General features: G+C 44.2%; 16 protein-coding genes. 5 read left to right on the forward strand and 11 right to left on the reverse strand.

Translation table 11 applies throughout. The features are described 5' to 3' along the window. The gene (gene cas1 / locus E2R66_RS17590; protein WP_240049341.1) at window positions 1-1,041 is read right to left on the reverse strand and encodes a type II CRISPR-associated endonuclease Cas1; all 1,041 of its coding nucleotides are present in this window, start codon (window positions 1,039-1,041) and stop codon (window positions 1-3) included. Between the two features lie 330 nt (window positions 1,042-1,371). Between cas1 and cas9 the strand changes: the two genes are divergently transcribed. Beyond that, window positions 1,372-5,865 carry a type II CRISPR RNA-guided endonuclease Cas9 gene (cas9, locus tag E2R66_RS17595; protein WP_133232928.1) on the forward strand — a complete coding sequence of 1,498 codons (4,494 nt, stop codon included), beginning with the start codon at window positions 1,372-1,374 and terminating at the stop codon, window positions 5,863-5,865. A 1,079-nt stretch (window positions 5,866-6,944) separates the two neighbouring features. Here the strand turns inward: cas9 and E2R66_RS17600 are convergent. Then, complete coding sequence (locus tag E2R66_RS17600; RefSeq protein ID WP_133232930.1) at window positions 6,945-7,250, reverse strand: GIY-YIG nuclease family protein; 306 nt, start codon at window positions 7,248-7,250, stop codon at window positions 6,945-6,947. A gap of 404 nt (window positions 7,251-7,654) precedes the next feature. After that, window positions 7,655-8,077 (reverse strand): DoxX family protein, encoded by a 423-nt coding sequence (locus E2R66_RS17605; RefSeq protein WP_133232932.1) that lies wholly within the window; start codon window positions 8,075-8,077, stop codon window positions 7,655-7,657. Window positions 8,078-8,374: 297 nt separating this feature from the next. On the opposite strand from E2R66_RS17605, the gene E2R66_RS17610 reads away from it, so the two are divergent. The 4 genes from E2R66_RS17610 (at window position 8,375) to E2R66_RS17625 (ending at window position 15,178) form a co-directional block, all read left to right on the forward strand. Continuing rightward, the gene (locus E2R66_RS17610; RefSeq protein WP_133232934.1) at window positions 8,375-9,895 is read left to right on the forward strand and encodes a DUF2271 domain-containing protein; all 1,521 of its coding nucleotides are present in this window, start codon (window positions 8,375-8,377) and stop codon (window positions 9,893-9,895) included. Then, window positions 9,885-10,535 carry a PepSY-associated TM helix domain-containing protein gene (locus E2R66_RS17615; RefSeq protein WP_133232936.1) on the forward strand — a complete coding sequence of 217 codons (651 nt, stop codon included), beginning with the start codon at window positions 9,885-9,887 and terminating at the stop codon, window positions 10,533-10,535. Before E2R66_RS17610 ends, E2R66_RS17615 begins: the two co-directional genes overlap by 11 nt. A gap of 224 nt (window positions 10,536-10,759) precedes the next feature. Next, the gene (locus E2R66_RS17620) at window positions 10,760-12,046 is read left to right on the forward strand and encodes a serine hydroxymethyltransferase (RefSeq protein WP_133232938.1); all 1,287 of its coding nucleotides are present in this window, start codon (window positions 10,760-10,762) and stop codon (window positions 12,044-12,046) included. Between the two features lie 3 nt (window positions 12,047-12,049). Then, window positions 12,050-15,178, forward strand: coding sequence for a PAS domain S-box protein (locus E2R66_RS17625; RefSeq protein ID WP_133232939.1), 3,129 nt, complete (start codon window positions 12,050-12,052; stop codon window positions 15,176-15,178). A 235-nt stretch (window positions 15,179-15,413) separates the two neighbouring features. On the opposite strand, the gene E2R66_RS17630 is transcribed toward E2R66_RS17625, so the two are convergent. From E2R66_RS17630 to rlmN, 8 genes are all read right to left on the reverse strand, one after another. Further along, window positions 15,414-16,112 (reverse strand): ComF family protein, encoded by a 699-nt coding sequence (locus E2R66_RS17630; protein WP_133232940.1) that lies wholly within the window; start codon window positions 16,110-16,112, stop codon window positions 15,414-15,416. Between the two features lie 37 nt (window positions 16,113-16,149). Further along, window positions 16,150-16,806 carry an SCO family protein gene (locus E2R66_RS17635; RefSeq protein WP_240049342.1) on the reverse strand — a complete coding sequence of 219 codons (657 nt, stop codon included), beginning with the start codon at window positions 16,804-16,806 and terminating at the stop codon, window positions 16,150-16,152. Beyond that, window positions 16,796-17,392 carry a toxin-antitoxin system YwqK family antitoxin gene (locus tag E2R66_RS17640; protein WP_133232941.1) on the reverse strand — a complete coding sequence of 199 codons (597 nt, stop codon included), beginning with the start codon at window positions 17,390-17,392 and terminating at the stop codon, window positions 16,796-16,798. Before E2R66_RS17640 ends, E2R66_RS17635 begins: the two co-directional genes overlap by 11 nt. Window positions 17,393-17,404: 12 nt before the next feature. Then, window positions 17,405-18,166, reverse strand: coding sequence for a YHYH protein (locus tag E2R66_RS17645; protein ID WP_133232943.1), 762 nt, complete (start codon window positions 18,164-18,166; stop codon window positions 17,405-17,407). A 79-nt stretch (window positions 18,167-18,245) separates the two neighbouring features. Continuing rightward, window positions 18,246-18,782, reverse strand: a complete 537-nt coding sequence (locus E2R66_RS17650) for a Spy/CpxP family protein refolding chaperone (RefSeq protein WP_133232945.1) — start codon at window positions 18,780-18,782, stop codon at window positions 18,246-18,248. A 9-nt stretch (window positions 18,783-18,791) separates the two neighbouring features. Beyond that, window positions 18,792-19,103 carry a hypothetical protein gene (locus E2R66_RS17655; protein ID WP_133232947.1) on the reverse strand — a complete coding sequence of 104 codons (312 nt, stop codon included), beginning with the start codon at window positions 19,101-19,103 and terminating at the stop codon, window positions 18,792-18,794. Next, window positions 19,100-19,666: an RNA polymerase sigma factor gene (locus E2R66_RS17660; protein ID WP_133232949.1), complete on the reverse strand. Its 567-nt coding sequence runs from the start codon at window positions 19,664-19,666 to the stop codon at window positions 19,100-19,102. The genes E2R66_RS17655 and E2R66_RS17660 overlap by 4 nt, the downstream gene beginning before the upstream one ends. A gap of 160 nt (window positions 19,667-19,826) precedes the next feature. Beyond that, on the reverse strand, window positions 19,827-20,900 hold the full coding sequence (gene rlmN / locus E2R66_RS17665) for a 23S rRNA (adenine(2503)-C(2))-methyltransferase RlmN (protein ID WP_133232951.1): 1,074 nt from the start codon (window positions 20,898-20,900) through the stop codon (window positions 19,827-19,829). Window positions 20,901-21,007: the final 107 nt, after the last annotated feature.

Raw genomic sequence — 21,007 nt, forward strand, 5'->3', positions numbered from 1 at the left:
TTAAAAAGGTAATTCTTCGTCTTCATCCTCACTGCTTGTCATATTATAAACTCCCTCATCCTCGGCTACTAAGCTTATAGGCCCCTCTTCATCAATTTTATACAGTATTCCACGCTTAGTGCTGAAGTCTTTCATTATCGGGTACGTAATCTTCCTTATTTTGCCTTCATAACACCGCGCTAAAGAAGCGGTAGTATTTTGTACCCCAACCATTAAAGGGCTCCTGCTTTTTTCAAACTGCACGTCTACCGTGGCAATAGCCAATAATTGCGACTTGATGGAAGCACCCAGTTCTAAAAAATTCTCGCCGTTATCAATTATCCGCAAAACAATCAGATCTACATACGGGCGGTAAGGCTCCATAATGTCATCAGCCAGGCAATAAGCATTATATTTATTCCGGTGGTGGATGCCCAAAGTGGGGATGAGGCCCGAGCAAACCAGCCCGCGTGCCACTATGGCCCTCAATATGGCGTAGCCGTAATTCAGCAGGTTGTTAGGCGGGTCGCCCTCCCGGCCCCGAAAGAACGCTACCTTTTTTGGGAAAACATTTTTCCAATAGTAAGCCGCTGCCCGCCCCTCGTAATTATCAGGGTCGCCAGACCGTACGGACTTTGCCCAATGCAGCATATTGTCATAAGCAACACCCCTGTCTGCCAGTACAGCGGCCTGGTTTAATATTTTAGTTTGTATGGTTTGCTGCCAAAGCTGCTTTTTTAAAGGTTGCGAGGCATCTATCTGGTGCCTAAAGCGTTCGCTTTGAGTATGGTGCCCGTCTATAGGCAGCATCATGCCGGTGGGGTGGTGGGTATGATCGCAGGTGATAATGGCCGAATTGTTATACAACAGCGCGGCTATGCAGCCGTGGGTAATGGTAATTTGCTGATGATCCAGCACAACAATCCCTATATCCTCAATAGGTACCGATTTCTTACTTTCTTTTTCGCCCAGCACTTTCAGGTGCGGAAGGTCTATCAGTAACTGGCCTTCCTTTAAGCTTAGGTAAGCCGGGTTACTAAAGTGAAGCGTGCGTTTTATCATACTGGCCCAGTTTAATCGTGATAGGCAAATGGCTACGGGCGGTTGGGGGATACCGCGCCGCCAAATTGGTTGTAATTGGTATTTAGTTACTTAACCAAATATATGCCTGGGAGCAACAAGAAAAAAGGGGTGAAAACACGGTATTTTTTGGGAGGGGAATAATTGTACCTTGTTTGGCTATAAGGACGAAAAGGCGCTTGCATAAAAAAAGACGAGAGTTGCCCCCCGCCTTAAATGTTTTCACAACGGAATAATCCTTATTGTGATTTGCTTTCATTATTCCAAAGTAAAAACTTTAATATTACATTTCCTAATTTTAACCAATCACAAATGAAAACAATTCTTGGCCTCGATCTTGGCACAAATTCTATTGGCTGGGCGCTTATTCAGCAGGATTTTGAAAATAAACAAGGAAAAATATTGGGTTTGGGAAGCCGTATCATCCCAATGTCGCAGGATATTTTAGGCGATTTTGATAAAGGGGTATCTGTTTCTCAAACTAAAGAACGCACCCGCCTAAGAAGCGTTAGGAGATTACGGGAGCGCCATTTGCTGCGCAGGGAAAGGTTACACAGGGTAATAAATGTGCTTGGTTTGTTACCGCAGCATTACGCAGCCAAAATTGACTTTAGCAAACGTTTAGGTAAATTTTTGCCAGAAACAGAAACGAAATTTGTTTACGATGATAACGGAGCTTTCATTTTTAAAAAATCGTTTGAAGAAATGTTGGCTGATTTTAAAAGCCATCAGCCCGAATTGCTAAACCGGAAGAACAGAAAAGGCGACGATGCCAAAATACCATATGACTGGACAGTTTACTATTTGCGGAAAAAAGCGTTAACAGAAAAGATAGAAAATGAAGAATTGGCCTGGTTGCTTTTGCACTTCAATCAAAAGCGGGGATACTACCAATTGCGTGGCGAAGAAGCTGAAGAAAAACCAAACAAACTGGAAGAATTCTATTCGCTAAGAATAGCTGAAGTTACTGCGGACGAACCGCAGCGTGGCAGCGACAAAATATGGTACAACCTGATTTTAGAAAATGGCTGGATTTACCGCAGGGAAAGTAAACAACCATTGTTTGATTGGAAAGGTAAAGTGCGCGATTTCATTGTAACTTCAGATTTGAACGATGATGGCAGCGTAAGAAAAGATAAGGAGGGTAATGAGAAAAGGAGTTTCCGTTCTCCCAAAGAAGATGACTGGAAATTACTCAAGAAAAAGACAGAGAGCGAAATAGAGAAGTCAGATAAAACTGTTGGCGAATTTATATATGATGCACTTTTACAAAAACCGGATCAGAAGATAAGAGGAAAACTGGTGCGTACGATTGAAAGGAAGTTTTATAAGGAAGAATTAATACGCCTTTTAGCAAAGCAAATTGAGTTAAATACAAGTTTGCAGGATAATAACATGTATGAAAAATGTGTAGAAGAGTTATACCCGCACAATTTGCAGCATCAGGCTACCCTGCTTGGAAAAGGATTCTTGCATCTTTTTGTTGACGATATTTTATACTATCAACGTCCTTTACGCAGCCAGAAAGGCACCATCAGTAATTGCCCTTTGGAATCTCGCTCTTTTATGGTAAACGGCATTAAAAAAACTGAGCCATTAAAGTGCATTTCAAAATCACATCCCCTTTATCAAGAATTTAGGTTATGGCAATGGATAAGTAACCTGCGTATCATTAATAAAGAGAAGGATATCGACGAAACAGTGAAAAACCTTCAGTTAACCGAAGGTGTAGAAGCGCTGTTTGATTTTTTGAGCCAGCGAAAGGAAATCGACCAGAAAGCTTTACTTAAACATTTTAAGCTAAAAGAAAGCACTTATCGATGGAACTATGTGGAAGATAAAAGCTATCCATGCAATGAAACGCATGTACAGATTGCGGGGCGTTTGGCAAAAGTAACAGATATATCACAGGGATTTTTGACAAAAGAAAAGGAAGAAAAACTGTGGCACATCATTTACTCGGTAACTGATAAAATAGAGTATGAAAAAGCACTGCGGTCTTTTGCTGCAAAAAACAATCTCAATATCGAAAGTTTTTATGACGCGTTCAAGAAATTCCCGCCGTTCCCGGCTAACTATGGTTCATATTCAGAAAAAGCAATCAAAAAGTTATTGCCGTTAATGCGAATAGGAAAATATTGGGACTGGGATAGCATTGATGCCAAAACAAAAGATAGGATAGGGAAATTTATCAACGCTGAATTTGACGAAGAAATAAAAGAAAAAGTTCGCGAGAAAATAGGGAAGCAAGCATTCACGAACGAAAATGATTACCAGGGCTTGCCTGAATGGCTGGCAAAGTATGTGGTTTACGATCGTCATTCAGAGCGAAGCGAAACAGGCAAATGGAATACTGTTGCTGATCTTGAAGGATATCTGCAATCTTTTAGGCAACATTCTTTAAAAAACCCCATAGTAGAGCAGGTGATGACCGAAACGCTTAGAACCGTTAAGGATATATGGCAATGCTATGGAAACGGTGCGGAGAATTTTTTTGACGAGATACATATAGAACTGGGGCGGGAAATGAAAAATCCGGCAGATAAAAGGAAAAGCCTTACTGAGCAAATAACAAAGAATGAGAATACCAATTTGCGTATAAAGGCCATGTTGATGGAATTGCTAAATAATGGTGTAGAAAATGTACGTCCTCACTCGCCCATGCAACAGGATATATTGAAAATATACGAAGACGCGGTTTTGAATGGTAGTATTGAAATACCGGAAGATATTGAAAAGATAAGCAAACTCGCCCTGCCGACAAATTCCCAATTACAACGCTATAAAATGTGGCTGGATCAAAAGTACAGGTCGCCATATACCGGAGCTGTCATTCCGCTGAATAAGCTTTTTACGCCGGCTTATGAAATTGAGCATATCATTCCGCAAAGCCGCTATTACGACGATAGCTTTAATAATAAAGTTATTTGCGAAGCAGCGGTAAATAAATTAAAAGACAATCAGACCGGGTTAGAATTTATCCGTAATCATTATGGCCAAATTGTTGAATTGGGGATGGGTATGACCGCAAGAATATTCACTGAAGTAGAGTACACGGATTTTGTAAAACAACACTACGCTAAAAGCTATTCGAAGAGAAATAATCTAATGGCCTTAGATGTACCTGAAAAAATGATTGAGCGGCAGTTGAATGATACGAGGTACATCAGTAAGTTTATCATGCAAGCCTTATCAAACATTGTTCGTGCTGAAAAAGATGACGATGGTGCTAATTCAAAAAATGTATTGGCAAGCAACGGTAAGATCACATCTGATTTAAAGCAGGATTGGGGAATGGATGCCATTTGGAATGAATTAGTGTTGCCACGTTTTGAAAGGTTGAATCAAATAACTAACAGTACAAACTTCACAGCTTATAACGAGAGGTATCAGAAGCATTTGCCGGTTGTACCATTAGAACTGCAAAAAGGGTATCAAAAGAAACGCATCGATCATCGCCATCACGCTATGGACGCGTTGATAATTGCTTGTGCTACGCGCAGCCATATTAATTACATGAACAACAGGCATGCATTGGACAAAAACAAGTCGGCGGATGAAAAGAAAAAGGAGCGTTTTGATCTGAAAGCAAAATTATGTGATAAAAAGTACAACGATGGCTCAAGTGAGCACTATGAGTGGATATTTAAACAGCCTTGGGCAACTTTTGTACCGGATGCCAAAGAGAAACTACAGCGAGTGGTAGTGAGTTTTAAACAAAACCTGCGTGTAATTAATAAAACGGTAAACCAGCATAGTATTTTCCGAGATGGGAAAAAGGTGCTTTTTAAACAAGAAAAGGGGGAAAGCTGGGCAATTCGAAAATCACTACATACGCCTATGCCTTACGGAAAGAAAGATTACGAATTTGAAGTTTTGAAATTATCAGAAAGTTTAGGGAAGGCCCATTTGATCATTGATGATAATATTAAAGAAGTCGTTAAAAAAATATTAAACCAGTTCAATAATAAAATATCAGATGCCCAAAAGTTTATAAAATCTAATCCAATAAAAGATCGACACGGTAACGACGTTCTTGATACCGCTTTTAAAATTAACATAGAAAAATTTAGAAGGCGTCAACCGATAACGAAATTGTCAAACCGAGGACAGGGCGGCCTAAAAACAATTGATGATGTGACTAAATTTATTAATAAGGTTGCTGATTACAAACTTCAGCAGGATTTATTCACTCACTTAAAGGACAATCAAAACGACATAGACAAAGCATTTAGCGCCGAAGCAATTGAAACCTTTAACCAAAAAAGGGAAATGCCTGTGTATAAATTACCAATTGCCGAAAGTGGCACAGGGCGGTTTGTCGTTGGGCAAAAACATACTACAAAGCATAAATGGGTTGAAGCCGATACAGGCACAAATCTTTTTTTTGCAGTTTATGCCGATCCTAAAGGCAAGCGTAGCTATGAAACGATTCCGCTAAATATCGTTATTGAACGGCAGAAGCAAGGGGTTGTTCCAGTGCCGGAAATTAATGGGGCCGGGCATGATTTGTTAATGTATTTGTCGCCAAATGATTTGGTGTTTATTCCCGCTTTTGAGGATGACGGTAATATTGAGGGTGCTATAAGTTTTACAAACAGGGGTGAAAAAATATATAAAATGGTTAGCTGTACAACCAACAGATGCTTTTTTATAAGGCAGGATATCGCCACTCCGATTGTAAATAAAGTAGAGTTTTCCGCATTGAACAAAATGGAAAGATCTATCGACGGGAAAATGATAAAAGACTGTTGTATTAAGCTTAAAGTGGATAGATTGGGAAATGTTAGTTTGGCGACCTTATAAGGGAATAGATGCCAATTCATTAACGGCTTCTTTAGCTTGAGCCTGCGGTTGGTATTATCACAAAACCGCCCGTAGGCAAGGTAGCGTTCATGCATGTCTGGTTAACTTCGCATTTTTCACCCATTCAAAAGCATCACCCGGCTACAAGCGGGGACGCGATGCGGCAGCGATTAAAAAAAAATCGCATTCCACCTTCTTCGCGTTAGCGATTGCAGCGGAAAACCCACAGCCGCGGGCGAGGATGTGGGGCGGCAAGGGCGAGGATTTGTAGCGTAAAGCGCGGGCCGAAGGCAACGCCCATAATATTGGCTACTTTGCATGCGAGCCACAAGTCTGCGGACGCTTACGGCAGCGGGCATGCATAGTCGCGAACTTTGCATCAACAACAAGATATCTCCTCGCTATCGCTCGTTCGATAGGTCAAGTTTTTATTTTTTCCCTTTGTCATCCTGAGCGATAGCGAAGGATCTTGTTAGATGTGCAAAGCGGTCATGCAAGGCCGGTATGCATAGTCGCGAACTTTGCATCAACAACAAGGTATCTCCTCGCTATCGCTCGTTCGATATGACAATTTTTTTAGTATGTCATTCCGAGGGAAGCGCAGCGACGAGGAATCTTGTTAGTTGTGCAAAGCGGTCATGCAAGGCCGGCATGCATAGTGGTGAGCCTTGCATCAATAACAAGATATCTCCTCGCTATCGCTCGTTCGATATGACAATTTTTTTAGTATGTCATTCCGAGGGAAGCGCAGCGACGAGGAATCTTGTTAGATGTGCAAAGCGGTCATGCAAGGCCGGTATGCATAGTCGCGAACTTTGCATCAACAACAAGGTATCTCCTCGCTATCGCTCGTTCGATAGGTCAATTTTTTTAGTATGTCATTCCGAGGGAAGCGCAGCGACGAGGAATCTTGTTAGTTGTGCAAAGCGGTCATGCATAGTCGCGAACTTTGCATCACCAACAAGATATCTCCTCGCTATCGCTCGTTCGATATGACAAGTTTTTAGTGTAGACCGTTGCATCAACAACAAGATATCTCCTCGCTATCGCTTGTTCGATATGACAAGTTTTTATTTTTGTTAATCGTCGTTGATTTCTTTATTCAGGAATCGCCACTCGGGGTTTGTTGATGCTATGAGCGCATCTTTCTTTTCTCTTCGCCACTTTTTTATTTGCTTCTCCCGTTCTATTGCATGTTCTATATGAGTGTAGTGTTCATAATAAACTAAATAATAGCAATGGTATTTTCCGGTAAATGAAGATTTAGCGTCTGTATTATGGCGATGCTCGTCAAGCCTTCTTGTTAAATCATTAGTGACCCCAACGTATAGTACGCTTTTATCACGATTTGTGGTTATGTACACGTAAAAATTATAATTCCACATGTTGCGTTTTTGGTTTAGATTCCTTTCTGCAAAATAGCATACTTTTAGAACATAAGCAATCCAGAATATAGTCAGAAAGAAGCATTAACCACTTTGTCATTCCGAGGGAAGCGAAGCGACGAGGAACCTTGTTAGATGTGCAAAGCAGTCATGCAAAGCAGTCATGCAAAGCAGATGTGCATAGTGGCGAGCATTACATCAATAACAAGATATCTCCTCGCTATCGCTCGTTCGATAGGTCAAGTTTTTTAGTATGTCATTCCGAGGGAAGCGCAGCGACGAGGAATCTTGTTAGATGTGCAAAGCGGTCATGCAAGGCCGGCATGCATAGTCGCGAACTTTGCATCAACAACAAGATATCTCCTCGCTATCGCTCGTTCGATAGGTCAAATTTTTTATTTGAATTACCTGGAACGTTTGAATAAATACGCTAACGCCCCGGTACTCCAGAGGGCCCATAGGATGAGTACGGGTTGGAAAAACAGCCGGGTTAACCTGGCTTTATCGGTATCGAGCCCGAATGCCGAGGTATGATTGAGGTATTGCGCTATGTTGCCGGGGAAGATCAATACATAAAATATGGCCAGCACCAGGCCAACCCGTATGCGTTGTTGTTTCCAAAAAATCATGCTCAGGCCCAGTGCCAGTTCTACAATGCCGGATAGGATCACCACCAGGTCCTTATTCATGGGTAGCCAGTTAGGTACCTGCGCCTGGAAAGCCTCCCGCTGGAAGGTAACATGCCCAATAGCAGCCAGTACCATAAACGTACCTAAAAGTATTCTCAGGATTTTTTGGAGCAGATTTGTTTGGTTGTGTGGTGTCATGGTAATAAAATTTACTGGCAGCTTAAATCCAAACCGTATGGATAATTTGGGCTTCGGGTGGTAAGGTACGTCTTCTTTTTGATTGCGAGCGGCTTGCAGGGTGTTCTCCGTCGGTGAGATTAGCCCGCAGGTCGATTAGTTATTGATGCCCGTCTATCGGTTTTTTTTCTGTGTTTAAATTTGCTTTTAATTTGTATTGTCGGCTTCTGCATAACAAACGTATTTGAAAGCAGTTTGCCGTACAAACAATAATTAACCAAAAGCAAACGTCTTTACTTTAACTTCGCTACATATTATATGAAATTCCTGAAAATACTTCCTTCCGCATTGTTATTACTGCTGGTATTAAGCACCGCGGCCAATACGCCACCCAAAGCCAATAAGGTATATGTTGGCAATTATGAAAATGTACTGGGTACATCCTTAGAAATTAAAATTGCAGCTACCAATAACACCAATGCCGGTAAAGCAGAAGATGCTGCACTGGCAGAGATAGACCGGCTGAACAAAATATTGAGCGGTTATGATGCCGGCAGCGAGTTTAGCCAATGGATGAAAGCGGGCAATAAAGCCACCGTAGTATCGCCCCAACTTTTTGAAGTGCTATCGCTTTTTGAGCAATGGCGCAGTAAAAGTAATGGCGCGCTGGATGCTTCGGCAGAAACGATCAATAAAGTATGGCGCAGTGCTGCGGGGCAAAACAGGCTGCCCTCAACAACCGAAATTGCAGCTGCGCTCAATCTGGTACACCAGCAACATTATATTTTGAACGCGCAAAACCACACCGCGCAGCGCATTAGCAATGCACCTTTAATACTCAACTCATTCGCTAAAAGCTATATTATGGATAAGGCTGCCACGGCTGCGCTAAAAGCGCCGGGAGTAAGCGGTGTATTGGTAAACATTGGCGGCGATATATTGGCCCGCGGCCAACATACCGAGCAAATACTGGTGAGTAACCCCAAAGCCGACGCCGAAAATGATGCGCCGATAGCCCGCGTGCAGATCACTAACAAAACCATTGCCACCAGCGGCAATTACCGCCGGGGCGAATTGATAGCCGGTAAATGGTACTCGCATATTGTTGACCCGCGCACCGGGCAGCCCGCAGGCGGCGTAATAAGCGCCACAGTTGTTGCGGATAATGCTACAGATGCAGGTGCCTTGGCCACTGCGTTGAATGTACTGAGTCCCGAAGAAGGGAGGCAGTTGGTTGCATCGGTACCCGGTGCCGAATTTATGCTGGTAACTGCCGATGGCAGGCAATTAAAAAGCGATGGCTGGAAGGATATGGAAGTTGCCCTGCCAAAAACGCAGGCTGTTATACCAGCGGTTAATGTAAAGGATAAATTATGGGATGTAAACTACGAGTTGGCCATCAATATAGAACTGGCCACTATTGAAGGTATGCGGGTGCACCGCCCTTTTGTGGCTGTTTGGGTAGTTGATGCCAATAAAAAGCCTGTGAGGCAAATAGCCTTGTGGTACAATAAGCCACGCTATCTGCACGATATGCGTTCATGGTATGATACCTATTACGATAGTTTCGCTGCCGCTGAGGGTAATATCAGCTCAACCACCAGCGCAACGCGGTCGCCGGGCAAGTACACGCTTAAATGGGATGGTAAAGATGATAAAGGCAATTTGGTAAAGCTAGGCACTTATACGGTTTATATAGAGGTGGCGCGCGAACACGGTACCTACCAGCTCATAAACCAGGAGCTTACCTTCAAATCAGCACAACACATCGAACTTCCGGCCAATACCGAAGTTGCTTCCGCATCTTTAGACTACCGTAAAAAAACGAATGACAATTAATACAGCGCCTCAGCAAAAACCGGCAAAACAGCCAAAGAAACCAAAGCCGGCCTGGGAAAAACAAACGGCTTCGGTATCGCGCTGGCTGCACATTTATCTTTCGATGCTTTGTTTTATCGTGGTGTTGTTTTTTGCGGTAACTGGTATCACCTTAAACCATGCAGAATGGTTCGACGGTAAAGAGGTAGAAAATAAGCTAACAGGCACTGTGCCCCTTGCATGGGTAAATACGCCCGATACTACGCTCATCAGGAAAATGGAGATTGTGGAGTTGCTGCGTAAAAAGTACAGTGTAAAAGGCTACGTAAGCGATTTCCTGATAGAGGATAACCGCTGTTCACTTTCGTTTAAAGGCCCCGGCTATAGCGCTGATGTTTTTATTGATCGTAACGACGGCAAATTTAAACTCACCGAACTCAAGCTTGGGCTAGTGGCCGTACTAAACGATCTGCACAAAGGCCGCGACACCGGCAAAGGCTGGAGCTGGTTTATAGACGCATCGGCGGGGTTTTTAACCCTGGTATCCTTAACCGGGCTGGTGATGTTGTTTTTTCTTAAAAAAAGGCGGTTAAGCGGCCTGCTGGTGCTTATTATCGGCGGTGTTGCTGCCTATATTATTTACTGCATTTGGGTGCCTTAATGCGTTATTGATTTTAACCGGCCCTGTGGCATTGCGCTTGCGCGTAGCGCTGCAAGAAAAGCTTTCTTTCTGCTGTCTCAAATCTCATATCTCAAATCTATGTTCTCCTCAGCTGCATATCTACACGCAATATTATTTCGCGGGAGTAATGTTTTGCGTCAAATGCAAATCCAAATATCTCAATTCTAATTTTATAGCTAACTTAGCGCACATTACACATAACAATGAAAAGAGATAAATTAATATTTAAATTACTGGACGAGGAACAGCAACGCCAGGAAGAAGGCATAGAGCTGATCGCATCAGAAAACTTTGTAAGCAAGCAGGTAATGGAAGCTGCAGGCTCTGTGGCAACCAATAAATATGCCGAAGGCCTGCCGGGCAAACGCTACTACGGCGGCTGCGAGGTGGTTGACGAGATTGAGACTATAGCCATTGAGCGTGCCAAGCAATTGTTTAATGCCGAGTGGGCAAACGTGCAGCCGCATAGCGGCGCGCAGGCCAACGCAGCGGTTATGCTGGCTGTTTTAAATCCGGGCGATAAAATATTAGGGTTCGATCTTTCACATGGCGGCCACTTAACACATGGTTCGGCTGTAAACTTTTCGGGCAAATTATACGAGCCTCATTTTTATGGGGTAAAAAAAGATACCGGTTATGTAGATTACGAGCAGCTGAAAGAAGTTGCCCTGCGCGAAAAACCGAAACTGATCATCTGCGGTGCTTCGGCTTATTCGCGCGATTGGGACTACGAGTTTATCCGCGCCGTTGCCGATGAGGTTGGCGCCTTGGTGCTGGCCGATATTTCGCACCCGGCAGGCTTAATTGCCCGCGGTTTACTTACCGATCCGCTGCCGCATTGCCATATTGTTACTACTACTACGCACAAAACGCTGCGTGGTCCGCGTGGTGGTCTGATCCTGTTGGGTAAAGATTTTGAGAACCCATGGGGCTTAAAAACACCAAAGGGCGAGGTACGGATGATGTCGGCCTTGTTGGATATGGCTGTTTTTCCGGGTACGCAGGGTGGTCCGCTGGAGCATATCATCGCCGCTAAGGCCATTGCTTTTGGCGAGGCTTTAAGCGATAGCTACATGAAATACATTGTGCAGGTGAAACAGAACGCTGCGGCTATGGCAAAGGCGTTTGTAGACAGAGGGTATGATATCATTTCGGGCGGTACCGATAACCACCTGATGCTGATTGATCTGCGCAACAAGAACATCAGCGGTAAAGCTGCCGAAAAAGCACTGGTAAGTGCCGATATCACGGCCAACAAAAACATGGTTCCTTATGATGATAAATCGCCATTTGTAACCTCGGGCATCCGTGTGGGTACTGCGGCTATCACTACCCGTGGTTTAAAAGAGAAACACATGGATACCATTGTTGAACTAATAGATATGGTAATTAACGACCCCGAAAACGAAACAACTTTAAAGAAAGTGCGTAAAAGGGTGCACAAGCTAATGGAAGACCACCCTCTATACCGGGATAAACACCTGGCGTAATAAATGAATACCGAGCATCATACCCCTTCGGAGCTGGAAAGCAGGCGTGTAAGCGCTTTGCTTTCTTATGATATCTTAGATACCCTGCCCGAGAAGGAGTATGATGCTATTACACGCCTGGCTTCCTATATTTGCCAGGTACCCATCGCCTTTATTTCTTTTATCGACGATTCGCGGCAGTGGATGAAATCGTCCATCGGGCTGGATATTTCTGAAATGGCCATTGAGGATACCTTTTGCCAGTACACCCTTAGACAGGGCGAACTGGTTGCCATTCCGGATGTTTCAAAAGAAGAAGTTTTTCGCGATCATGAGATGGTTACCGGCGAGTTTGGGCTACGTTTTTACGCCAGCGCTCCGCTGATAGACCCCGACGGATACCGCATAGGTACCCTCTGCGTGCTGGATAAAAACCCCCATGATATAACCGACGAGCAGCAGGATGCCCTTAAAGTATTGGCCAGCGAGGTAATAAGTCACCTGGTGCTGCGCAAGCAAAAGAAAGCGCTGGAGCAAAGCCTGCAGGTACACAAAGATTTTTATACGCTTTTTAATAATTCATCAGAGATACATATGATTGCCGGGGCCGATTCTAATATCGAGCTCATCAACAACTGTATCCTGGATATTTTGGGCTATACACAGGAAGAAGCGGTTGGCCGCAGTTTATGGAGCTTTGTGGCCGGGCAAAACCGCGAGCAGTATGTGCCTGTTATTGAAAAAGCAATTGCTACAGAAAAACCCTTCGAAATAGAAACCCAAACGGTAACCCGTACGGGCGAAATTAAATGGTTAAGCTGGACAGCCGTACACAAAGCCGGCAAATGGTATTGCAGCGGTCGCGATATGACCCTGCAGAAACAACTGGTAACGGAAACGGAGCAGCTATCGCTGGTGGCCAGCAAAATAAAGAACGGCGTAGTGATAAGCGATGCCAACGATAATGTTGTTTGGACCAACGCCGCTTTCGAAAAAATTACCGGTTACAGCCAGCACGATGTGGAGGGCAAGTTTTTGGGCGAAGTTTTAAAGGGCAAGCCTAAGGATGAGGCGGCCGAGTTGGAACTGCTGGATGCGGTAAACAACCGGAGGTCGTATGAGGTGGAGTTATCAATGTTCACTAAGGAAGGGACACCCATTTGGATATCGGTAACCAACACCATCATCTTCGCCAACGATGGCTCGATAGAGAAATCTATCCGCATTATTATTGATATAACCTTGCGCAAACGGGCCGAGCAGGATGTGGAGATACTTTCGTTCGCGGCACGTAAATCGCCAAGCGGTATCATGATACGCGATGCCAAAGGGAAGATCATCTGGATGAACGAATCGCAGGAGCGCATTATTGGCTACACGCTGGACGAATTGAAAGGGCAAACCGTAGGCACTAAGCTGGTAGGCGAAGAAACCGACCAAACGGTTTTTCAGGAGGCGGTGCAGAAAGTAAAAGAAAACAAGCCTTACGAGATTGAGATAAAAATATACAAGAAAGATGGCAGTACCGCCTGGGTGTTCATATCCAACAGTCCCTTATTTAACGAGGTGGGCAGCGTGGAGCGGCAGATAGGCGTAATGGTGGATATCAGCAGCCGCAAAAAGGCCGAAGAAGAACTTACCATGCTATCGTTGGTGGCCAGCAAAACTACCAGTGGCGTAGTCATCAACAACAGCGAGGGGAAAGTGGAGTGGGTGAACGATGCCTTTGAGTATATTACGGGCTATACACTGGATGATGTAAAAGATAAGCACCTGGGCGATTCGTTGAAGGGTGAGCTTACCGATGTAGCGATCATAACCAAGGCGCGCGAATTATCAGAAAAGAAGCAATCTTTCGAGGTGGATCTGCTTATTTACCGTAAGGATGGCAGGCCGGTGTGGATATCGGTCATCAATTCGGTTATTACTGATGATGCAGGGAAGGTTGATAAGTACATTGAAGTAATTATTGATATCACCGCCAAAAAGAAAGCCGAGCAGGAACTGATAGCCGCCAAAGAAGAGGCCCTGCAATTAAGTCGCGCTAAGGACATGTTCATAGGCGTAATGAGCCATGAGATACGCACGCCACTGAATGCCGTGATAGGCATGAGCCATTTGCTGCTGGATGATAACCCGCTGGATTCACAAAAGGAGAACCTGAACATCCTCAAATTCTCGGCAGAGAACCTGATGACCCTGATAAACGACGTGCTTGATTTTACCAAGATAGAAACAGGCAACGTAGTGCTGGAACTTGCCCGGGTAGACATACGCGACATGATACAGGGTGTTACCGCCTCTATGCAATACAAAGTGCTGGAAAAAGGTATTTACCTGAAGAGCGAAGTGGAAGAGGCTATACCTGAACTGGTGCTTGGCGACAGGGCCCGTTTGGTGCAGATTTTACTGAACCTGGTGAGCAATGCCGTTAAATTTACCTCCACAGGCGGCGTAACTATCGATTTAAAGGTTATTGAGGAAAATAATAAATCTGTAAGGCTGCGTTTTGCCGTATCTGATACCGGAATTGGTATTGCAAAAAACAAATTAAATACCATCTTTGAATCCTTTAAGCAAGCTGAAGATAATACCACCCGAGAATATGGCGGCACAGGTCTGGGGTTGGCAATCAGCAAACGCCTGATAGAGCTGCACGACTCGCGGATAAATGTTGAAAGCACGCCGGGGCAGGGTTCTACATTTTGGTTTACAATAACTTTCAAAAAGATAGAAGACCATATTAAAAACAACGATAATAAAGTGGAAACAGGGCTAAATATCAATGTGCTGGTGGTTGATGATAACCAGATAAACAGGTTGCTGATAAACAAAGTACTCAAAAAATGGGGCGCAACTGCCGATTTTGCAGAGAACGGTCAGGAAGCCATAGACAAGCTGGAGCAGCACAAGAACTTTGATGTAGTACTGATGGATATTCACATGCCTATTATGGGCGGCCTGGAAGCAACCGGCGTTATCCGCTCGAAAACTGAACCATATTTCCAGAACTTGCCCATCATTGCACTTACTGCTTCTATGCTGAACAATCAGATGGGTGAGATAGAAGGCGCGGGAATGAATGATTATATCCTGAAACCCTTTGACCCGACAACTCTGCACATGAAACTGAGTAAGTATCAGAAACAGTAGGTTGGTGAGCAGTGAATAGGGCGTGGTGAGCGGTTGGAATATCGAACACTCGATGCTGAAGTTTGGCTGCGGTTCAAAATAACACCAGGCGTTCCAAAGGGACGCTTTTTTGTTTATGCAGATTTTGCTATCCTTGAGATGTGTCGATGGCACCTGGGCGTTTATTCAGAAGCACACTGGCACTAATAGACATGCAAATCAATCGGTGAAATCAATCTTCCAAATCGGTGTAATCCTATACCGCATAAGCGATAGTAGCGATACTCAGCTTCAGCCCCGGTACTTTAAGCAATTCTATGCCGCAGGCTTCCAGCGTAGAGCCGGTGGTAACAATGTCATCTACCAACAGGATATGCTTGTTTGCTAATCTCCCCGGGTTGGCGATAGCGAAAACCTCCTGCATGTTCTCGAACCTGGCAAAGCGCGATTTGTGCGTTTGCGTTTTGGTGGCCACCGTACGGATAAGGTTATCCAATTCTACTTTGGCGTTCAGCTTTTCGGCCAATCCCTCGGCAAAGCAGGCACTTTGATTGTAGCCACGCTCTTTTAGCCGTTTTTTGTGCAGCGGTACTGGGATAATATAATCTACCGTTTTGAATGTTTCGTTCTCTGCCAGCTGGCTGCCTGCAATTTTGCCCATTATATTGCCTATTCGATGCATGCCATCATACTTAAAATGGTGCATCATTTGTTGCACCTTGCCGCCCTTGTTGAATAAATAAAGTGCGTATGCCGCTTCTACAGGTAATTTGCCCCAAAACTGTTGTGCTACAATATTATCCGGCTGCTGGTGAAAGTTGGTGTAAGGCAGGTTGTACAGGCAATCGGTACATATCGTATCCTCGCCCAAAACCAGGCTGGCATGGCAAGCCGCGCACAGCTGCGGGAATATCAGCGAGATAAAGTCTGAAAGGTAGGTGCGGATAAGGCCCATGCCATGAAGATACCAGAATGCCCGCTAATTCAAAAAACTATTCTTCCTGCTCCAGTATTTTAATATGCCTGATAAGGTTATCTGCCTCAAACGCTATACTGCCATTGTATATGCCCCGTATGTGCTTATGCTGATCAACTAATATGAAGTTTTCGGTATGCAGAAAATCAAAGGCACCCGTGGGTTTGGCTTTTGCCTCTGTATCGGCAAAGTATCCGGTGCGTGCAATGGCGTAAATAGTTGCTTTGTCGCCGGTAAGTAGGTGCCAGTTAGGATTGCTGATGCCTTTTTCAAGGGCATATCGCTTTAAAACTGCGGTATTATCATAGGAGGGCGTTACGCTGTGCGATAAAATTTGCACGCGTTGGTCATTCCGGAATGCCTGTGCAACGCGGTTCATATTTCCCATTGTTTTGGGGCAAATAATGCTGCAGCGGGTAAAGAAAAAGTTAACCACGCATATGCTGCCTTTGGTTGTTTGGCCTGTTACCAATTTTCCGTTTTGATCTTCAAAACAAAACGGAGGCACTTGATGCAACTTGCTGTACCCGGCATCCGTTTTTACTAGCCACTCTGGGGTAAAATCTGCAGTGTTGAAGTAAGGCAATGTATTTTGAGGCCGTCTGTTAGAACAGCCGTTTATCGTTAAAAACAGCAAGCCCAGCAGCATGCCCTTTTTTTGTTTAGTTAACATCTTTATTGATACATATTTTTTGGCCAAGCATGCCAAATTTCTCACCATCTTTAATTACATAATTTGCCCGTATCCGCCCATCGGGCCACCACATTTTTTGGCTGCCTTGCTCCTTGCCATTTTGGTAATGAAAAATTCTCTCGGGCTTACCATCGGGGTGCCAGGTTTTAAAGTAGCCGGTGTTCTCATCATGGCTTACCTCAAACATAAATTGCAGCTTGCCATTGGGCCACCAGCCTTTGTGAATACCTTCTTTTTTGCCGGCAATGTAAAGGCGCTCCTCGCGCTTTTGCTTATTGGGGTACCATAGCCGGCTGATGCCTTCCTGCAAGCCATTGGTGTAGCCCAATATGGCAGCGGTATCGTTATTTGCAAACAGAGTAAATACATAACCGGTGTACCGCTGGCCTTTAAACAATAGGGTGTCTTGTCGAAAACTTAAAGCGGGGTTAGTGCCGTTAATATACCTTGCCGGAATTGCAGCAGCATGTTTGGCGCTAAGCCAACTCAGGTTGAGTTGGCTTAGCGTTATCCCCAGGGTTAAAAATAAAACGGGCACCCAAACTGTTTTATAACCGTATTTCATAATGCCGGTTGCTTATTGCGATATGGTACCTGCTGTACCATAAAAACCTGCGCCGTTTAAATAGGGGGCATCCAGCGTAAAATGGTAATGATAAATACCGCCTGGATAGTCGGCTGTGGCGGCGGTATGGCCGTGGTAAGTGTCCAGATCTGCACTGGTTAATGTTTTGCCGTTCTCCTCGGGGCCGTAAACAGGGAAGCCATCTAACAGGAAGCCCAGTAAGGCCGATTTGCTTAATTTGGTTTGGGTGAGGAACTTCGGTTCAACATGATAATGGTACTGCCCGCTTTGCTGCGGATGCCCCCAGTATTGATCGAGGCCCTGTATTTCGTTTGTTAAAGGCGCCTGCATAGCTGCATACTGGTTAAAAAAGGTTACGCCGTTTAAGGCGATGCCAATAGGCCCCATAGGTGTAGATTGATGCGATGCCGCTACTTTTGGGTTGAGCGGTATTTTAAAAGTAAGCGATTGGCTTTGTATGGTGTTTGGGTTTTTCGAAAAAGTAACACCGGTATAGGTAGTGCCAGTAAAAGCTTCGTACAATGCATTTGAGGTTGTCCAGTAGGCGCTTTTATGATCGGGCAGGTTGGTGGTTTTTATGGTTAGATAGGTGCCATCAGATGTGATGCTACTGGCTCCGTATATTTTCTTATAAATATCGGGTACTGTTTCGCTGGTAGCCGTGGTGCTGTTGCTGTCTTTTTTACAGGCACAGCAATAGATCAATACACTTGTGGCCACAAAAATAGTTACGGCTAAATTACGAGGTTTCATAATCATGAGGGGTTTAATTTGTTTATGAGTGATTAGACGCCCTTGCGCGCAACTTCCTGCTATGCATTCATATCTATTTTTACACTCCGGGCGGCGGTGGTGGCGGCCCGTTTGGGCTGGCAGGTGGCATAGGCCCATCGTGCTGTGGCCCTTGCGGCCATCGCGGTGCTTGCCGCGACATCATCTTGAGTACATCGCCAATAATATTGTCAAAAATGGATTGCTGTCCGGGGTTTAGCATTGCCCGGAATTGCGAAAAATGCGTAAATGTAGCTTTGTCTGCCGCTGCCGAAGCGTTGCCTATTTTTACCGTTAAAGCGTCAATCGTTCTGTTATCTGTGCTAGGGTTGCGCAGGAGGGTAAAAAGGCTGTCTTTTAGTTCGTGGCTGCGTTTATTCAGGCTGTCAATTGCCCGTCGGTGCACTTGGCGCAGGCCATCAAATTTGCTTTGCTGGGGGGCGGTAAGTGCCAGTTTTTTAATCAGGAAATCTTTGGGTTGCAAGGGTGGCCCCATCAAAGGGCCAAAGTTGCCCTGGCGCCACATGAGTGCCAGCGTACCAAGGTTAAGTAACAGTAACACAAAAACGGCGATGGTCCAGGGGGTTATTTTTTTCATGGCTTTGAATTAATAAGCGTAAAAGTTGTCTTCTAAATGGTATTCGTTGGCGAAAGCAGCTTTCACGTCGCTGCCAGGTTTACTACCCGGTGCTTTAAGCGCAGCCTGATAGCTAATGATATTGATGAACAGGATACAAATCAATACTGCCGCAAGGCGATACATGGATACACGGTTTTGTATGATCGCAGCTTCGTTTTTTCGTGCTATTCGGCTTTGTATGCGCGTAAATAAAAAAGGCTCAGGCTCAATTGTTTGCAGGTTATCCAAACTGTTCAGCGTTTCTTCTGCTAATCGTTCTGTTTCTTTTGCGTTTTTCATGCCTGATAATAATTAATCAAAAGTTTTTTAAGTGTGGCTTTCGCCCTAAATAAATGCGATTCAACGGCCCCCTCGGTAAGCTGCATAATAGCGGCTATTTTTTGCTGACTGCAACCATCTATTTTTTGCAGCAGAAACGCGGTTTTCTGGCTTTGCGGCAATTGCGCAATAGCTTTGAATAGCACGGTAGCTTGCTCTTTGTTTTCTAACACCACGCCGGGGTGGCAAAAATCCGGTGGTTGGTGTATAAGTTCATCGGCTTTATTAAACATTGATGTAATGATGGCAAAGCGTTTTTTTCGTTTAGTATGTCTTATAAAATCGAGCGATTGGTTCACCGCAATACGGTACACCCAAGTGCTTAATTTTGCATCCTGTTTAAAACCTGCAATGGTCTCAAAAACTTTTATAAATACCTCCTGCGTAACTTCTTCGGCGTTTTCCTTTTGCTGCACAAAACCTAAGGCGATATTGAAAACGCTTTTTTGATAACGATCAACCAGAAACCTGAAAGCATTTTCGTTGTTATGGCGCAAAGCGGTTATAAGGTCGTTTTCGTTCAAGTTTGAGGTGTTAATGATGCTTAAGACGACGGCACAATGAATTTCCTGCTAAATAAAATAAATTCAGGGGCACAAAGAAACAACCGCGCAGGTAAGTGCATGTAGCGTTTGTTAAATACGAAATTGGATGAAGAAATATTAACCGGGCGGGAGCAGATATTTAGGCCTCTGCGGCAACAGCCTTGTCCTTTTCTTTTATAGCCAGTTGGCCGCATGCGGCATCAATATCCTTACCACGGCTACGTCGCAGGTAGGTGTTAACACCCTGGCTGTGCAGATATTCGGCAAAGGCAGCTACTTTATCCTCGCCGGCGTTGATGTAGCTGGCAAAGGCAATAGGGTTATATTCAATGATGTTTACTTTGCAGGGCACGTGCTTGCAAAATGCAGCAAGTTCTTTGGCATCTTGTATGCCATCGTTTACGCCATCGAAAATAATGTATTCGTACGTTACGGGGTTCTTGGTTTTGGCGAAGTAGTATTTCAATGCATCAGCAAGGGCCTTTAACGAGTTTTGCTCGTTTATGGGCATAATGGCGTTGCGCTTCTCGTCATTAGCGGCGTGCAACGAAAGTGCCAGTTTAAATTTCACCTCATCGTCGCCAAGTTTGCGTATCATTTTGGCAATGCCGGCAGTAGAAACCGTAATGCGGCGCGCAGCCATATTCAATCCATCGGGGGCGGTAAGTTTTTCTATAGATTTAAGCACATTAGCATAGTTGAGCAAAGGCTCGCCCATACCCATGTAAACTACGTTTGATAGCGGGATGCCGTAATTTTCGCGTGCTTGCTTATCTATCAGCACAACCTGATCGTATATCTCGTCGGGATTAAGGTTGCGTTTGCGCTCCATGTACCCGGTTGCGCAGAATTTACAGGTCAAGCTACAGCCCACTTGCGACGATACGCAAGCTGTCATCCGCTCAGGAGTTGGTATTAAAACACCCTCAATTAAATGAGTATCGTGTAAAATAAAAGAATTTTTTATAGTTTTATCAGCACTAACCTGTGAGGTGTTTATTTTAACATTATTGATAATAAATTTCTCTTCCAGTTTAGCGCGTAGTTCTTTTGAAATGTTGCTCATGTCATCAAAAGATGTGGAAGATTTTTTCCATAGCCATTCGTATACCTGTTTAGCTCTGAAAGCCTTTTCATCCATTTGGATAAAATGCTGTTGCAGAACCTCTGGGCTTAGGCTGCGGATGTCTATCTTATCTTTTTTTGAGTTCACGTTGCAAAAGTACTTATTTTTAAAATTTCCGATGCTTTTTTAAAGTCATTCTTTTGTAGCATATAAAACAATAACTAAAAGTTAATTGTATTTTACTAAATTGGATT

The organism is Mucilaginibacter psychrotolerans (assembly GCF_004519315.1).
Classification (GTDB): Bacteria; Bacteroidota; Bacteroidia; order Sphingobacteriales; family Sphingobacteriaceae; genus Mucilaginibacter; species Mucilaginibacter psychrotolerans.

Excerpts from the sequence above, each read along its gene's own strand:
- cas1 (WP_240049341.1), bottom strand. The coding sequence starts at position 1,041 with ATGATAAAACGCACGCTTCACTTTAGTAACCCGGCTTACCTAAGCTTA.
- cas9 (WP_133232928.1), top strand. The coding sequence starts at position 1,372 with ATGAAAACAATTCTTGGCCTCGATCTTGGCACAAATTCTATTGGCTGG.
- E2R66_RS17600 (WP_133232930.1), bottom strand. The coding sequence starts at position 7,250 with ATGTGGAATTATAATTTTTACGTGTACATAACCACAAATCGTGATAAA.
- E2R66_RS17605 (WP_133232932.1), bottom strand. The coding sequence starts at position 8,077 with ATGACACCACACAACCAAACAAATCTGCTCCAAAAAATCCTGAGAATA.
- E2R66_RS17610 (WP_133232934.1), top strand. The coding sequence starts at position 8,375 with ATGAAATTCCTGAAAATACTTCCTTCCGCATTGTTATTACTGCTGGTA.
- E2R66_RS17615 (WP_133232936.1), top strand. The coding sequence starts at position 9,885 with ATGACAATTAATACAGCGCCTCAGCAAAAACCGGCAAAACAGCCAAAG.
- E2R66_RS17620 (WP_133232938.1), top strand. The coding sequence starts at position 10,760 with ATGAAAAGAGATAAATTAATATTTAAATTACTGGACGAGGAACAGCAA.
- E2R66_RS17625 (WP_133232939.1), top strand. The coding sequence starts at position 12,050 with ATGAATACCGAGCATCATACCCCTTCGGAGCTGGAAAGCAGGCGTGTA.
- E2R66_RS17630 (WP_133232940.1), bottom strand. The coding sequence starts at position 16,112 with ATGGGCCTTATCCGCACCTACCTTTCAGACTTTATCTCGCTGATATTC.
- E2R66_RS17635 (WP_240049342.1), bottom strand. The coding sequence starts at position 16,806 with ATGTTAACTAAACAAAAAAAGGGCATGCTGCTGGGCTTGCTGTTTTTA.
- E2R66_RS17640 (WP_133232941.1), bottom strand. The coding sequence starts at position 17,392 with ATGAAATACGGTTATAAAACAGTTTGGGTGCCCGTTTTATTTTTAACC.
- E2R66_RS17645 (WP_133232943.1), bottom strand. The coding sequence starts at position 18,166 with ATGAAACCTCGTAATTTAGCCGTAACTATTTTTGTGGCCACAAGTGTA.
- E2R66_RS17650 (WP_133232945.1), bottom strand. The coding sequence starts at position 18,782 with ATGAAAAAAATAACCCCCTGGACCATCGCCGTTTTTGTGTTACTGTTA.
- E2R66_RS17655 (WP_133232947.1), bottom strand. The coding sequence starts at position 19,103 with ATGAAAAACGCAAAAGAAACAGAACGATTAGCAGAAGAAACGCTGAAC.